General features: G+C 64.1%; 13 protein-coding genes. 5 read left to right on the top strand and 8 right to left on the bottom strand.

The genetic code is table 11. The features are described 5' to 3' along the window. Positions 1-5 precede the first annotated feature (5 nt). Complete coding sequence (locus tag H6851_18450; protein ID MCB9945588.1) at positions 6-1,124, top strand: FAD-binding oxidoreductase; 1,119 nt, start codon at positions 6-8, stop codon at positions 1,122-1,124. 19 nt (positions 1,125-1,143) lie between these two features. Here the strand turns inward: H6851_18450 and H6851_18445 are convergent, their stop codons facing one another. Then, positions 1,144-3,102, bottom strand: a complete 1,959-nt coding sequence (locus tag H6851_18445) for an acyltransferase (protein MCB9945587.1) — start codon at positions 3,100-3,102, stop codon at positions 1,144-1,146. Between the two features lie 419 nt (positions 3,103-3,521). Between H6851_18445 and H6851_18440 the strand changes: the two genes are divergently transcribed. Continuing rightward, on the top strand, positions 3,522-4,298 hold the full coding sequence (locus tag H6851_18440; GenBank protein ID MCB9945586.1) for a hypothetical protein: 777 nt from the start codon (positions 3,522-3,524) through the stop codon (positions 4,296-4,298). Between the two features lie 61 nt (positions 4,299-4,359). Here H6851_18440 and H6851_18435 read toward each other — a convergent pair whose 3' ends face one another. After that, positions 4,360-4,965 carry a YqgE/AlgH family protein gene (locus tag H6851_18435; GenBank protein ID MCB9945585.1) on the bottom strand — a complete coding sequence of 202 codons (606 nt, stop codon included), beginning with the start codon at positions 4,963-4,965 and terminating at the stop codon, positions 4,360-4,362. A 199-nt stretch (positions 4,966-5,164) separates the two neighbouring features. On the opposite strand from H6851_18435, the gene H6851_18430 reads away from it, so the two are divergent. Together H6851_18430 and H6851_18425 are read left to right on the top strand one after the other, a co-directional pair. Then, positions 5,165-5,650, top strand: a complete 486-nt coding sequence (locus tag H6851_18430) for a peroxiredoxin (protein MCB9945584.1) — start codon at positions 5,165-5,167, stop codon at positions 5,648-5,650. Positions 5,651-5,857: 207 nt separating this feature from the next. Further along, the gene (locus H6851_18425; protein ID MCB9945583.1) at positions 5,858-7,396 is read left to right on the top strand and encodes a hypothetical protein; all 1,539 of its coding nucleotides are present in this window, start codon (positions 5,858-5,860) and stop codon (positions 7,394-7,396) included. A 45-nt stretch (positions 7,397-7,441) separates the two neighbouring features. On the opposite strand, the gene H6851_18420 is transcribed toward H6851_18425, so the two are convergent. The 6 genes from H6851_18420 to ccmI form a co-directional block, all read right to left on the bottom strand. Beyond that, entirely contained in the window at positions 7,442-8,914 is a 1,473-nt protein-coding gene (locus H6851_18420) for a 6-hydroxynicotinate reductase (protein ID MCB9945582.1), read from the bottom strand. A 74-nt stretch (positions 8,915-8,988) separates the two neighbouring features. Then, positions 8,989-9,624, bottom strand: coding sequence for a hypothetical protein (locus H6851_18415; GenBank protein ID MCB9945581.1), 636 nt, complete (start codon positions 9,622-9,624; stop codon positions 8,989-8,991). A 169-nt stretch (positions 9,625-9,793) separates the two neighbouring features. Continuing rightward, entirely contained in the window at positions 9,794-11,227 is a 1,434-nt protein-coding gene (glnA, locus tag H6851_18410) for a type I glutamate--ammonia ligase (protein ID MCB9945580.1), read from the bottom strand. Between the two features lie 124 nt (positions 11,228-11,351). Then, positions 11,352-11,690, bottom strand: coding sequence for a P-II family nitrogen regulator (locus H6851_18405; GenBank protein ID MCB9945579.1), 339 nt, complete (start codon positions 11,688-11,690; stop codon positions 11,352-11,354). A gap of 175 nt (positions 11,691-11,865) precedes the next feature. Next, positions 11,866-12,630 carry an SDR family oxidoreductase gene (locus H6851_18400; GenBank protein ID MCB9945578.1) on the bottom strand — a complete coding sequence of 255 codons (765 nt, stop codon included), beginning with the start codon at positions 12,628-12,630 and terminating at the stop codon, positions 11,866-11,868. Positions 12,631-12,892: 262 nt separating this feature from the next. Further along, complete coding sequence (gene ccmI / locus H6851_18395; GenBank protein ID MCB9945577.1) at positions 12,893-14,317, bottom strand: c-type cytochrome biogenesis protein CcmI; 1,425 nt, start codon at positions 14,315-14,317, stop codon at positions 12,893-12,895. A gap of 215 nt (positions 14,318-14,532) precedes the next feature. Here ccmI and H6851_18390 point away from each other — a divergent pair, with 215 nt between their 5' ends. Next, the gene (locus H6851_18390; GenBank protein MCB9945576.1) at positions 14,533-15,183 is read left to right on the top strand and encodes a YjbE family putative metal transport protein; all 651 of its coding nucleotides are present in this window, start codon (positions 14,533-14,535) and stop codon (positions 15,181-15,183) included. Positions 15,184-15,279: the final 96 nt, after the last annotated feature.

The raw sequence follows: 15,279 nt of genomic DNA, 5'->3' as shown, positions 1-15,279 counted from the left end.
GTCGCATGATCGAGGCCGATGTCGCAATCGTCGGCGGTGGCATCCACGGTTGCTCCACCGCCCTGCATCTGGCCCGGCGCGGTGTTCGCGTCGTGGTCATCGAGCGCGATCATGTGGGCCGCCACGCCTCCAGTGCCAATGCCGGTGGTGTGCGCACGCTGCTGCGGCACCCGGCGGAAATCCCGCTGTCGCTGGAGGCCGATGCGTTCTGGCATCGCATCGAGGCCGAACTCGGCCATGACTGCGGCTATCACGGCGCGGGGCAGCTCGCGGTTGCGCTCAACGATACAACGCTTGCCGAACTGGTCGGGCGCGAGCGGCAGGTGCGCAACCTGGGATATGAACACGAGGAACTGGTGGATGCCGACGAGGTAAGGCGACTCGTCCCGGACATCTGCATGCAGGTGAAGGGCGGGCTCATTGTCCGCAGGGACGGTGCCGCCAGCCCCTTTCACGCTACCCGCGCCTTCCACGATGCGGCCATCGCCGCCGGCGCCCGCATGCTCGAAGGGTGCGAGGTGACGGACATCGAACCCGCTCCCGCGAATGGCTGGATCGTCACCCATCGTCATGGACGCGTGAAGGCTGCATCGCTGGTCAACAATGCGGGAGCCTGGGGCGATCGCATCGCCGCAATGGTCGGAGACTCCATTCCGCTGTTGACCTATCTCCCGATGATGATGGTCACCACGCGTGTCGCACCATTTCTCGAACCGGTCATCATCAGCAGCGACCCGCGCCTCTCCTTCAAGCAGATGCCTAACGGCACCCTGCTGATCGGCGGCGGGCGACGGGCCAGCGGCGACCGCGGGGAACGCCGCTACAGTCTCGATCTGCCGGGCCTGAGCGCCAGCGCGTCCTCGGTGCTCACGCTGTTCCCCAAGCTGCGCGACGTCACCATCGCCCGTGCCTGGGCCGGATTCGAGGGCCTGTTCGCCGATCGCATCCCGGTCATCGGCCCGAGCCCGAACGCGCCGGGCGTGTTCCATGCCTTCGGCTTTTCCGGCCACGGCTTCCAGCTTTCGCCCATCGTCGGCCGCCTCGTCAGCGAACTGGTCCTCGACGGCAGGTCCAGCCTTCCCATCGACGCCTTCAGCCCGACCCGGTTCGACAATCGGGCCTGACCGGCGGCGAAGGCGACGGTCACGGGCGGTTCGTCGCCATGTACACGCCGGACGCGTTGCCGAGCAGCCGGGGGATGTTTCCCTCCCGGGAGAGGAATCTTTCCCCGCAGTTGGAATAATGGTCCTTGTCGCGATAGATCAGGCAGTCACCGACGATCGCCGATCTCGGTTGCGGGAATATGTCCGCGAACTTCACGTAGGAGAACGACGTCTCCGCCCCGATCTTCTTTTTCAGGAACTTTTCGAGATTGCGGAAGATGGTGACCGAGTTCGGATTGACGAATTCCCTGTCCGCGGACACGACGATGTCATCCGGGTCGAAGCGGTACTCCAGGAACGGCCCGAGCCAGACGACGCCGACATCGTGGTTGCGGGCAAGGCCGGACAGGTAGGACATGATCCTGTCGATATTGCGCGCGCTGAACTTGCGGAACTTCCCCTCGAAGGCCTTCTGGTTGTCTTCCCTGCCGCGGCTGTCGAGGACGAGATGCGAACCGGACTGATGGAAGATGACCTTCGAGATCATCGAGCCCTCGTTCCTCAGGAACTTCTCGAAGCTCCGGTACTGGCATTTCGGGTCGCGGTCGTAGGGGCGGCAGCCGCCCCGCGAGACGCCGATCAGGAACTTCGCATCCTTCGAATTCGCAAGAATGTTGTAGACGTTCCCGGCATGCGAATCGCCCAGGATCACGGTGGCCTTTCCATACCGTTCTCGACAGTCTTCCAGCTTCCGCCGATCGAGATATCTCGTGTCCCGAACCGACATCCGGCACGTCCCGGTGGTCATCGCCAGGCCGTTGCGGTTCCCGATCGACGCCTGCACGATCTTGTATTTCCGGAAATAATCGGCGTCGTACTTGTATTTGCGCATCAGGTTCTCGAACCCGGCCGTGCCATGGCCGAGAATGCCGACGGCCGCCAGAGCCAGTGCCCCGGCCGTTGCCGCGCGGAGCGCCACGCGCCGCGGGACGGCCGACATGTTGCGGAACGGCCTTTCCACGAAATACCAGGTCGCCGTCGCAAGGACGAGGGTGGTGGCGATCAGCGCGACCATCAGGGCCGTGCCCGGCTCGTCCATCGAGCGGATGCGGGCGAAGGCGAACAGGGGCTGGTGCCACAGATAGGCGCTGTAGCTGATCAGGCCCATGGTCACCATCGGCCGCGTGGAAAGAAACCGCGCGACGAGGGTGCCCCTGCCGCCGAACACGACGATCAGCACGCTGCCCAGGACGGGAGCGAGGGCGTAGAGACCCGGAAACGGCGTCTTGTCGTCATAGGTCAGGACGGAGACCACGATCGCCGCCAGACCTGCCAGCGACAGCAGGTCGCTGTTGCGAACCCCGTACCGCCTGACGGCGTATGCGGCAAGGGACCCCGCGAGAAGCTCCCAGGCGCGTGTCGGCATCAGGTAGAAACTGGCGGCGGCATCCTGACGCCATGCCCACTCGCTCAGGACCAGGCTGGAGGCCGCAAGGACGGCGATCGTCCAGAAGACCCACCGTCGTCCCAGCGGCCATGTCAGGATGAGCAGGAGCGGGAACACGATGTAGTACTGCTCCTCCACCGCCAGGCTCCAGGTGTGGAGGAGGGGGTTTTCATCGGTCAGCGACGAGAAATACCCGCTTTGTGTCCAGAACAGGATATTCGACGAGAACAGGACGACGGAAACGAGACCCCTGGAGAAATCGTCGAATTCATGCGGCTGCATCCAGAGGAGCGAAAGGGGTATGCAGCACAGCAGCACGAAGAACAGTGCCGGCAGGATCCGCCGCGCGCGCCGCTCGTAGAACCGGGCGATGCTGAATCCGTCATTCTCGAAATCGTCGAGCAGGATCGATGTTATCAGATATCCGCTGATGACGAAAAATACGTCGACACCGACAAAACCGCCTTCGAATGGCCTGAAACCGGCATGAAAGAACATGACCGCAGTGACGGCCAGTGCTCTCAGGCCGTCGATTTCAGCGCGATATCTCAACGGGAAGGACCTCTTGTGACGGGCGCGAGCGACCGTTTTGATGCCATTGCGGTTCGTTGTTGCATATGCGCCGCCGTCGTTTTCCCGTTGGTCTCGCCGGACCTGCATCGAAGGGAACGCAGTCGGCAATGATCAACCCCAAGGGGACAAGCCATTATGATTCGAAATTTTTTACGTTTCAAGAAAAAAAGATATCGATAATTTATAATAAAATTTAATATTTTTATTGATATTGACGGGAATGAAATATTTTGCATTACGAACGGGGGCTGTATTTTGATCTATGTTTATCGGTAGTTTTGCGTATTTTCGGCATGACTGTGCATGTGGTGCGGGCACATATCAGAAGTTGATACATTTCTTATAAATAGGATTTTTTTCTTGACTCTCGTACTGCCCTTCCATCATAACCTCCCCCCATGTCCCATACCCCCGCCACACCCCCCATATTGCCGCGCAAACTCGCCGGCCGGGTCTTTCGCTGGGGCGCGCCTCGTTTCCTGAAGGTGTGCTGGCTGGTGGCGACCGGGCGGCGGGGCGTGCTGTCGGGGCCGCAGGTCCGGCTCGATGTGGCGGAGGTTGACGGGCTGGAACATCTGCCGCATGTGGCGGGTGTCCTGTCGGCGATGCGGGCGGGACTGTCCCCACATGGCGGTCATGGCCTCCGGGCGATCCTCCACCGCCTGCTGCTGTTCCACTCCCGCGACTGGTTCCGCCGGTTGCAGGACAACTCCCTGGCGCAATCCGTCGCATCGGCGGATGGTGCCGAAAGGGCATGGCTGGATCGTGCCGGACGCAGGGGAATGGGGAATGTCATCACCTCGTTGCTGAAGTCGGTGGCCAGAGGGATCGATGTGCCGGATGTCTGCCCGGTGCCATGGTCGCTCACGGAGAACACTCCCGGGGCGGCGAAACCCGCAAGGGCGAGGAAATCCCGCAGCGAGGAGGAAAGGCTCCGCGCAAGGGGACGGTCCCGCCTGTTGAAAAGTCTCCACGAGCATATCCTCGACGCGATGATGACGACCCCGCAGGCGGGTGCCTTCGCGATCTTCGCGCCGGACGAGCTGCGCCTCATCCGCGCGCTCCCGCCCGGTGATTTCCCCGACCTGCCGCCACCGCCCGTGCCGGCGAGGCGGCCGCTACCGGTCTGCAAACCCCACCCCGTGTTCGGAAAATCGCTCTCCGGCATCCCCTGACGCCTTCGTTCGAGTCGATTCTACAGTGGAAATGGTGAGGTTGGAGGCTTCTCCGGGACGCTCACGCGTGACCGACATCGCCGCTGAGGAGCGACGGATCGACGCCGATCCGGGCGAGGGCCTTCTGCCATTTGTTGTCGTGGTCGCCGCCAAAGATGATCTCGTCGTCGGGAGGAGTGAGAAGCCAGCCGCTGGCCTGGATTTCCTGGTCGAGCTGGCCGGGTGCCCAGCCGGCATATCCGAGTGCGAAGACCCGCTGTCTGGGGCCGCTGCCATCGGCAATCGCCTTGAGCACGTCAATGGTGGCGCTCAGGGCGTGGTGTTCGTCGATGACGAGCGTGTCGGGGTGCGAATAGTCCGTCGAGTGAAGGACAAAGCCTCGACTGGTCTCGACGGGGCCGCCGACATGCACGTCGATGTCGCGGGCATCCGGATGGGTCTCGATGCCGAGATGGCCCACGACCTCGGCGAAGTCGAGCTGGTCGGCGACCTGGTTGACGATCAGGCCCATCGCACCCTCGGTCGAGTAGGTGCACAGATAGATGACCGAGTGGGCGAAGCGCGGATCGTTCATGGTCGGCATGGCGACCAGGAGCATGCCGTCGAGGCAGCTGCTGTCGGATGTGCCTCCGTCGGGCGGAGGGGCATGGTGTCGTGCCTTGTCCATGGCCAAGAAATAGTGTGTCGGGGAGACGTCCACAAGCGCTGTCGGTTTTCTCCAAGCAGGATCTTGTCGCAATGCATCGCTTGTTGCATGGTGGGGATGGAGCTGGTTGCTGCGGCTCGTGCCGGCTCCGTCATGGTGGATGTTCGGTGACCGCGGCGAACCGGGAATTGCCAGAAAAGCCGGTAAAAGGAAGCATTCGATGACGATCGAGGTTGGCCAGAAACTACCCGAGGCAACATTCAAGGTCCTCACTTCCGAGGGGCTTGCCGATGTCCGGCTTGCGGACATCACTTCGGGCCGCAAGGTCGTGATCTTCGCGCTTCCGGGAGCGTTCACCCCGACATGCCATGCCAAGCATGTGCCGAGCTATGTCAATCATCATGACGAGATCATCGCCAAGGGTGTCGACGAGATCGTCTGCATCGCCGTCAACGACCCGTTCGTGCTTGATGCCTGGGGCAAGACGCAGAACGTGCAGGGCAAGGTGAGGCTCCTCTCCGACGGCAATGCCACCTTCACCAAGGCGATCGGGCTTTCCTTCGATGGCTCGATGGCCGCCCTGGGGACACGCTCGCGCCGCTATGCGATGATCGTCGAGGACGGCACCGTCGAGTTCCTCGCCGTCGAGGATGCGCCGCCGATGATGGAAGTGACCGGTGCCGACAAGATTCTCGAGGCGCTTTGAGGCGGGCGGCGCCGACCGCCAGCCCTGACGGGACATCGATAGGTTCCAGTGCCGATCACTTTCCAGGCGACCGCGCCCGCATGGTCGGGCTGCGGTCGGGTTTGGAACATGTCGGCGGAGAGGGAAGCGGCGGACCGCGACATGTTCGCGGCCGGTTGCGATGTCCTGCCGCAATGGCTTGCCATTGTCAACCAATAGTTGTATATTATGGATGATTGCTCGCGCTCCGATCTTTATCGACGCGACATCGATCCACGACAGATGCGCGTGGCCCTGCTGGTCGGAGAGGCGGAGCCGCCCGCATGGATCGTCGATTGCTGTCGCCGGGCGCTGGGACTGCCGTTTGTCGACTGTGTTGCCGTCATCGATGCCAGCGGCGGTCGCCCGGTGTCGATCGGGCTTGACGATGCGAGGTCGGCGCGGCTGGTCGATGCGGGCGATCGGGATATCGTCGGTTCGCTCAAGCTCGATGTGGTGATCGACCTCACCCCGGAATCCGGCCCGTGTGCCGTTGCCGCCGCGTCGAGGCGGGGGCTTTTGCGTCTGGAGCGGAACTGGGCGGCTACGGGTCCCCGGGACATCTTTTCCCGGTTTCAGGAAGTGCGTGTCGACGTGCTCCTGCATCGCCCGAAAGGCGGTGATGCGATCGATCCGGACGGCGAGCTGGTCTATCGCAATCATGACGCGGTGCAGCTCTCCATTCATGCCGCGCGGCGTTTCGAGCAGCTTGACCGGGCGTCGGTGCTTTGCCTGGCCCGGGCGTTGCGGCTGTTGCGTCGCGGTGACCTGCCGCTTGCCGCAAGCAGCCGGTCCGGGGATCCGCGGTTCGATGGCGAACCATCCGGGCTGTGGCAGTCGCTGCGCCATGTAGGCGTGTGCGTGCTGGGCAATGTCGAGGCGCGGCGCAACCGTCTGGCATGGCAGCTTGCCTGGCGTCGGGCGGCGGCCGACGATCTGCCGGGTCTTCCCGGCAACGGCATCCGCGACAACCCGTTCCGTCTCGTCGAACTGCCCGATGAGGGGGAAGCTGCCGATCCGTTCATCGTCTCGCACGAGGGGCAGCCGCTGGTGTTCTTCGAGCGGGTTCCTCCGGGCAGCGGGCGCGGTGAACTCGCCTGCGCGCGGCTGGATGCCGATGGACACTTGTGGGAGATGCGCGAGGTCCTGCGCAGGCCCTACCATCTTTCCTATCCGCATGTCTTCGAGGTCGATGGGCAGTGGTGGATGATTCCCGAAACGGGTGAAGCGTCAAAGGTCGATCTTTACCGTGCGGAGCAATTCCCCGATCGGTGGGTCCATGAGCGGACCCTGCTCGAAGGCTTCGTGATGCTCGATTCGACCCTGCACCATCATGACGGCCGCTGGTATCTGTTCGTCACGGTGGATGAATCCGGGCTGGAGCGCGACCAGGCCCTGTTCGTTTTTTCCAGCACCCGGCACATCGGACCGTTCGAGCCCCATCCGCTCAACCCGGTCCGCACCGACATCCGCGTGACCCGGGGTGCCGGGGCCATCATCGAGCAGGCGGATGGCACCCTCCTGCGTCCGGCGCAGGACGGCAGCGGCGGCTATGGCAGCCGGCTCGCCTTCCAGAGGATCACCGAGCTTTCGGCCGATCGCTATGCCGAGGAGTCGGTGGGCGTTTTCCGGCCCGAAGGCATCGCCGGCCTGTGCGGCTGTCACACCTTCAATCAGGCCGGCGGTATCCAGCTGGTCGACGTCCGGCGCCGGCTGCCCAGGCGCTGAGCCCGCGGCTTGGCCGGGGGGCGATTCTCCGGCATGCCTGCCGTTTCAGCCGTCCTTGCGCGGTGCCGCGAGCGGCCATGCCCTGTCGCGGCCCCATTCCAGGATCTGGTGCCGTCCGATCTCCGGGGCGATGTCCTCAAGGGGCCGTACATGGTCCGCGTGGCCGCCCAGGGCGTGGTAATCCTCGCAGGTCAACGTGAATTCTATCGGCGCGACCAGGGCCGGCGTCGGCACGTGGCCGAAGCTGTTGGCCGGCATCTCCATGACATCGACCATGTAGGTGATGCCGCCGCCCGGCCAGACATGGACGGGTGCTCCGCCCGAGGTGACGCGGGTGCGTGCCTTGCGCACCGAGCGGGTGAGGCGGACGGGATTCTCGGTGACGCCCGCGCGCAGCGAGCCACCAGCACCGGCCATGAAGATCACCGAGCACAGGGCGGGCTCGCAGTTTTCGGCGATGCGTTCGGTGACGATGCGCACGGGCCCGGGCTGTTCGGCCTCACACGGTACGAGATCGTCATCAAGTGTGTACCAGGCCGAGTGCTCGCCGGTGGTGCTGACGAACAGCAGGCGCATGCCGGGCCAGGCGGTTGCGGGGTCGATCTTCTCGATGATGCCGAGCGGGTCGGTGATGTTGGTGCCGCCCCAGCCAAGCCCCGGTTCGGCAACCTGGAAATACCGGCCCGGGGTCGAGCGGCGCCCCCGCACGCGCACGCCGGACGGCTTCATGCCGAGGAAGCGGCCGGCCTGATGTTCGGTGAGCACGCCGGTTATGTGGTCATCGACCACGATCACCTCATCGACATGCCCGTGCCACTGGCGGGCGAAGATGCCGATGGTGGCGGACCCGCAGCCGACCCGCATGCGCTCCTCGCCCTTGCCATTGACGACGGGCGGCTTGCCCGCCTCGACGACGAGCTCCGCACCGCCGTCGACGGTCACGCTCACCGGCTCGCGGTTGAGGAGCGACAGCATCGAGGCGCAGGTGACGCGACCCTCCTTCTTCGAGCCGCCGGTGAGATGGCGCACGCCGCCCAGAGACAGCATCTGCGAGCCGTATTCGGCGGTGGTGACATGACCGATCTGCTCACCCTCGACCCTGACGGCGGCGGTCTCGGGGCCGACATAGCGATCGGTGTCGATCTTCACCTTTATTCCACAATAAGAGAATATCCCTTCTGTGACGACCGTGATGGTGTCGATGCCCTCGATCCGCGTCGAGACGATGAAGGGCGCGGGCTTGTAGTCGGGATAGGTGGTGCCGGCACCGATGCCGGTGAGGAAGGTCGAGCCGTCGCGCAGGAGACCGCCATCCCAGTCCTGCCCGCCGAGAAACGGCACCATGTCCCGACCCTCCTCGACGGCCCTGCGGGCAAGGACGATGGGATCGAGACGGGCCAGGCGTCCATCGACATTGCCATAGCGGTCGCAGGCGCCGCTGCGGCCGGGACGGATCCGGCACAGGACCGGACAGGCGTCACAGGTGACGAGATCGCCACCATCATCCGGATTGCTCATGCTACCTCCCGCACTTTGTCATCGACTATAGCGGGCAGCCGTGCGCCGTCCAGTTCCCGCGTCTTCGCGGAAAATCAGCCGTTGAAGTCGTCGTCGTCGCCCATGGTGACATTGACACCACCGACGCCGGCCTCGCGGCGGGTGTCGAAGTTCCAGCAGAGGCCGGCGGCAATGACAGCGCCGATGACCACGAGGACGAGCCAGAAGACGATCTCGAAGATCGTCCAGTAGGTGAAGGTGGTACCTGCCAGCCAGTTCATCGCGAGCATGACGATGGCGACCGGTGCACCGATCATCACCGCCTTCTTGAGAAAGGTGATGAACGCCCAGCCCCGGTTGAAAGCCGTCAGGCCCAGCCAGGCCTTGCGATAGACGGCATAGCCCAGGTAGATCGTCGCGGCACCGATGACGATGCCGAGGATCGCCTTGGCCTGCCATGGAAAATTCATGCCCAGAATGGTGTGATAGCCGGGCATCTGCGTGATCGCCCACCAGATCAGTTCGAGCCAGCTTCCACCGACCGGATTTTCGCGCCAGAGATCGGTGAAGTCGAAAAGGTTGTTCAAGAGCAGATAGTTCTTGATCGCCTCGAAGCGATAGAGAACGAGCGGATTGATGATGGCGAATGTCGCCAGAATGGATGAGACATAGCGCCAGCGACGCTCGCTGTCCGTCAATCCGTAAGAGCCCTGCCGCCGCGACGATGACATGAATTCACCTCGATGATGATGCTTGTCTGCCGACCGCGGTTATTCAACCTGCGGTTCACCCCTTGCTACGCTGCCCTTTGCCCCGCGTCAAATGCAAGGGCCGTCCCGAACGAATGAACCCCGCCCTTGCGGACGGGGTTCGTTCAGCGGATCCGGGTGGAAGCCGGAATCAGCAGTCGTAGTAGAGAACGAATTCGTAGGGGTGCGGACGCAGCCGGATCGGGTCGAGCTCGGCCTCGCGCTTGTAGGCGATGTAGCTCTCGATGAAGTCGAGGGTGAACACGTCGCCGTCGAGCAGGTACTCGTGGTCGTCCTCCAGGCACTTGATCGCGTCGGAAAGCTGGCCGGGAACCGTCGGGATCATGGCTGCTTCCTCGGGCGGCAGGTCGTAGATGTTCTTGTCGATCGGCTCGCCCGGGTCGATCTTGTTGCGGATGCCGTCGAGGCCGGCCATCAGCATCGCCGCGAAGGCGAGGTAGGGATTGGCCGACGGATCGGGGCAGCGGAACTCGACGCGCTTGGCCTTGGGGCTGTTGGAGTACATCGGGATGCGGCAGGCGGCGGACCGGTTGCGCAGCGACCAGGCAAGGTTCACCGGCGCTTCGTAGCCCGGCACGAGACGGCGGTAGGAATTGGTCGTCGGAGCGGCGAAGGCGAGGATCGAGCCCGCATGCTTGAGCAGGCCGCCGATGTACCAGCGGCACATCTGCGACAGGCCGGCATAGCCGTTGGCATCCGCGAACAGCGGGTTGCCGTCCTTCCAGATGGACTGGTGGCAGTGCATGCCGGAGCCGTTGTCGCCGAAGATCGGCTTGGGCATGAAGGTCGCCGTCATGTTGTGCTCGCGCGCGACGTTCTTGACGACGTATTTGTACTTCATCTGATGGTCGGCCATCGCCAGCAGCGAATCGAACTTCATGTCGATCTCGCACTGGCCGGCAGTCGCCACCTCATGGTGATGGCATTCGACGGTCAGCCCGATCGACTGCATCACCAGCGCCATCTCGGCCCGCAGGTCGTTGAGCGAGTCGGTTGGCGGGCAGGGGAAGTAGCCTTCCTTCGGGCGGATCTTGAAGCCCAGATTGGCGCTGTCCTCGTCGCGCATGGTGTTCCAGTGCGCCTCGACCGAGTCCACCTCGTAGTGGCCGTAATGGCCGGTCTGGCCGTAGCGGACATTGTCGAACACGAAGAACTCGGCTTCCGGGCCGAAGAAGGCGGTGTCGCCCAGGCCGGTCGATTTCAGATGCTGCTCGGCCTTGATCGCCATGCCGCGCGGGTCGCGGCTGTAGAGCTCGCCGGTCACCGGGTCGGCCACCGCGCAGATCATGACCAGCGTCTTGTGCTGGGCAAACGGGTCGATGAAGGCGGTCGTGGCATCCGGCAGCAGCAGCATGTCGGATTCCTGGATCTGCTTGAAACCCCGGATCGACGAGCCGTCGAAACCCATGCCGTCGGTGATGTTGTTCTCCTCGAACACGGCGGCGGGATAGGAGATGTGGTGCCAGGTGCCGGGAACATCGGTGATGCGGAGATCGACCATCTCCACATCCTCGTCCTTGATCGCCTTGATGACGTCGGCGGGGGATTTGCATCCCAGGGTCATGTTGACTTCCTCTCTGTTGAACGGGCGGCCTCGGCAGCCCGGTTGGCCCTGTGCGCGCGGTTCAGTCGAAACCTGTCCGCGCACGATTCTCGCTACTGAAAACGGTAATGGCCGGCTGGCGGGATCAGAGTGCGTCGGGTCCGCGTTCGCCGGTGCGAATCCGCACGGCATCGTCCACCGCGAGCACGAAGATCTTGCCGTCGCCGATCCTGTCGGTCTTGGCTGCCTGCTGGATCGCCTCGACGGCACGCTCGACGAGACCGTCGTCGACGACGATCTCGATCTTCACCTTGGGCAGGAAATCGACGACATATTCCGCACCACGATAGAGTTCGGTGTGCCCCTTCTGCCGGCCGAAACCCTTGACCTCGGTGACGGTCATGCCCTTGAGGCCGACTTCCTGCAGGGCTTCCTTGACCTCGTCCAGCTTGAACGGCTTGATGATCGCCTCGATCTTCTTCATGCCTGAGCGCTCTCCCGCATGCCGTGTTAACATCTGCCTTGACCAATGCACCAATCGTGCCAACTGCGATGATCCGCGGACGTGGCCGGACCATGGCAGGCTTTCCCGGCAGACTGCCCAGGAAACAGGCAGTTCTGTTGCCTGAAAAACAGGCAGAATGCCTAAAATAAAGGCGCTACAGCGTCACCGACATGCCGCCGTCGACGACAAGCGTATGACCGTTGACATAGGCCGCAGCATCGCTGGCGAGGAAGACGGCCGCTCCGCCCAGTTCCTCCGGCTTTGCCCAGCGGCCCGCCGGAGTGCGCCGCTCGACCCAGTTCGTGAAAGTCTGGTCATCGAGCAGGGCCGTGTTCATCTCGGTGCCGAAATAGCCCGGTGCGATGGCATTCACGGTGATCCCGTCCTTGGCCAGTTCCGCCGCGAGCGAGCGGGTGAGCCCGTGCAGGCCGGCCTTGGCGGCGATATAGGCGTGGACGGTGGGGCGGGCGGTGATCGCGGTGATCGATCCCGTCTGGATGATCCGGCCGTAGCGCCGGGGCAACATCACCCGGGCCGCCTCGCGCGCGAGGCTGAAGCAGGCCGAAAGATTGGTTGCGAGCACCCGCTCGAAATCCTCGTCCTGCCATTCGGTGACCGGGACCCGGTGCTGGATCCCGGCATTGCTCACGAGAATGTCGAGCTGGCCGTGTTCCGCGACGATGGACTCGATGCCCTTGCGCGGGGCTCCGCGCTCGGCGACGTCGAAGGCGCATGTGCCGGCACGGCCACCCTTGTCGCGGATACGGGCGGCTGCTTCCTCAAGACTGGAGGAGGTGCGGCCATTGAGAACGACATGCGCACCCTGGGCCGCGAGCGCGGCGGCCATGGCAAAACCGAGCCCGCGCGACGCTCCGGTGACGAGCGCGACGCGGCCGTCGAGCGAAAACATGTTCGACATGATCGAAGATCCTCCCCGGTACTGGATGAGTGCCGGTTGGCGCGGTATCGGGCCGACGGGCATGCTGGTGTGTTGCGATATGTCGACCGACTTGTAGCGTCGTCCATCGGGAGAGGGAAAGGGTGAAGCTCGATGGTGTCGACCGCAACGGGCCCGTTGTCGCCCCGTTCGGCCGGCCCGTCGCGTTCTTGCGCGGCTGTCCCGGCTTCGGACTGCCGTCGCGTGCGCCGCGCGACAACCTCCGGATGCGGGGGCCGCAGGTTCAGCGTATGAGGCCGCCGGCCCGGGCCTGCTCGTCGAGCCTCGCCTGCGCCTGCTCGTCATCCCTGAAATGGCTTCGGGCCCTTTCGTAGGCTGCCATCGCCGCGTCGCGCTCGTCGAGAACGCCATAGGAGCGCATGAGCATGATCCAGCCCTGCAGGTCGCCGGGCTCCGAATCGAGCCGGTCCGCCAGCCCGCTGACCATGCCGCGGATCATGTCCTTCTGTTCGTCGGGCGTCATCTGCTGCGCTGCCGCCACCTGTTCGGCGGTCGGTCCCCGCGGCACTGCGCCCCCGGCATCGAAGAGCTGCTGTTCGGCCCGGGCTATCTGCTGCTGAACGAAGGGTGCGCCCTTGTAAACCTCCTTGACCCGCGTGATCGCCTGCCTTGCCGCATCATCGTTGCCGCGGGCCATTTCCAGCCGCGCGAGCTGGAGCCATCCCTGGAAGTCCTTCGGCGAGGCTTCGAGCTTGCGGCGCAGCGCATCGGGATCGCTGCCGGCAGGATCGGCCTGCGGTGCGGCGGCCACCTGCGCGGGGCGCGGTTCGGGGATGACTACGGCGGGATCCCGCCCCAGCGAGTTGGCCAGATTGACCAGGCCATCGTGCACTGTCGGCATCCACGGAGCATCGGCCGGGCTGTCGCGGTAGAGCTCCTGCCAGATCGTCAGCGCATCCTCGAATTCGCTGTTCTGGGCCGCTGCGAGGCCGGTATAGTACCGGGCGCGCGGGTCGTCCGGTTGCAGGTCGAGGACGTGCCGGAAGGCATTTCCGGCATCGGGATTGACGGTGCCGCCCGCAGCGTGGACGAGCGCCTCGCCATAGGCTCCCCATGGAGCCGGGTTCCCCGGATCGAGCTCGGCCGCCTTCCTGTAGGCCTCCGCCGCCTTGTCGAAGCGTTCGAGGATCTGCTGGGACTGGCCCAGAACCCACCATTCCTGTGCGGTGCCGCCACCGGATTCCAGCCTCTCCTGCAGTTCCTCGGTGCGCTGGAGCATGGCATCGGCATCCGCAGCCTGCATGTGCGGGTTCGCGGTCTCGCGCGACGCAAAGGGCATGTCGCGGTAGCCGATGTCGCCGAGCGACAGGTAGATGAGCAATGCGACGGCGGGGACCAGGGCTGCCGTGACCGCCACGAGAGCCGCCGACAACGGGCTCGCGGTGGCCCGGATGCGCTTGCGTTCGTCGATCGCCAGCATTCGCCGCTCGATTTCGATGCGCGCCGCACGGGCCTCTTCGGCATTGATCCGCCGCTCGTCCCGCTCGCGGTCAAGTTCATGCAGCTGGTCGCGGCATACGGCCAATGCTGCCGCAACTTCCTCGTTGCTGTCGAAACCGGTGCGGTTCTTGCGCGAGAGCAGCGGGGCGAGCAGCAGGAGCATGGCAAGAGCGGCGAAACCGGCAGCGGTCCACCAGAAGAAATTCATGACCTCGACGTCTCCAGAGTCCTGAGAGTCCTGATGCGGCGCAGGCAGGTGCGCGGTCCTTCACGGGAAGGCACTATGCCCGCAGGACGGGGCAGCCGACAGCTTCATGACGTCACACCCGCGACAATGTGATTTTTCAATGCGGAATTCCTGCGGTTCGTATCGTCGCGGGCTATCGGCAACGCCGTCGCGCGCTGCTATAGCCGTGGTCCATGATGGATGCACAGCTCATGGCCGAGTTTTCGGCCCTTCTTAAGGTCGTTCTGATCGACATCGTCCTGGCCGGCGACAATGCCGTCGTGGTCGGCCTGGCGGCTGCCGGTCTTGCCCGGGACGAAAAGCGCAAGGTGATTTTCTGGGGAATCCTGATCGCCTTCGTCATGCGCGTCCTGTTTGCGATCGTCGCCCTCGAACTGCTGGCGATCATCGGTCTGTTGCTGGCTGGCGGCATTCTCCTTCTGTGGGTCGCCTGGAAGATGTGGCGCGAGTTGCGCGGCGGCGCGCTCGATGCCGGCGATATTGCGGATCAGGCGAAGGGGGACCATGCCGGCGGCAAGACGATGAGGTCGGCGATCATGCAGGTGGCCCTTGCCGACATATCGATGTCGCTGGACAATGTCCTGGCGGTAGCAGGCGCCGCGCGCGACCACATGACCGTGCTGGTCGTCGGCCTGGCACTGTCGATCGCGCTGATGGGCATCGCCGCCAATTTCATCGCCCGTTTCATGGAAAAACATCGCTGGATTGCCTATGTCGGCCTGGCAGTCGTGCTGTGGGTCGCGATGAGCATGATCTATGAAGGCGGCATGGAAGTGTTCCACGCCGTTTCCGAAACGCCGGCGGCGACATCATCGGCAACACAGTAGACATTCCAGCTCTGGCAGAAGTCTCCGGTTCGCAGAAGTCCGTTCGGCAGGATTTTCAGGTCTTTGCAACGAAAGAAGCGGGGCCGGAGCCCCGCT

It is taken from the genome of Geminicoccaceae bacterium (assembly GCA_020638465.1).
Lineage (GTDB): Bacteria > Pseudomonadota > Alphaproteobacteria > Geminicoccales > Geminicoccaceae > JAGREO01.
This window is presented reverse-complemented; position numbering and strand designations above follow the sequence as displayed.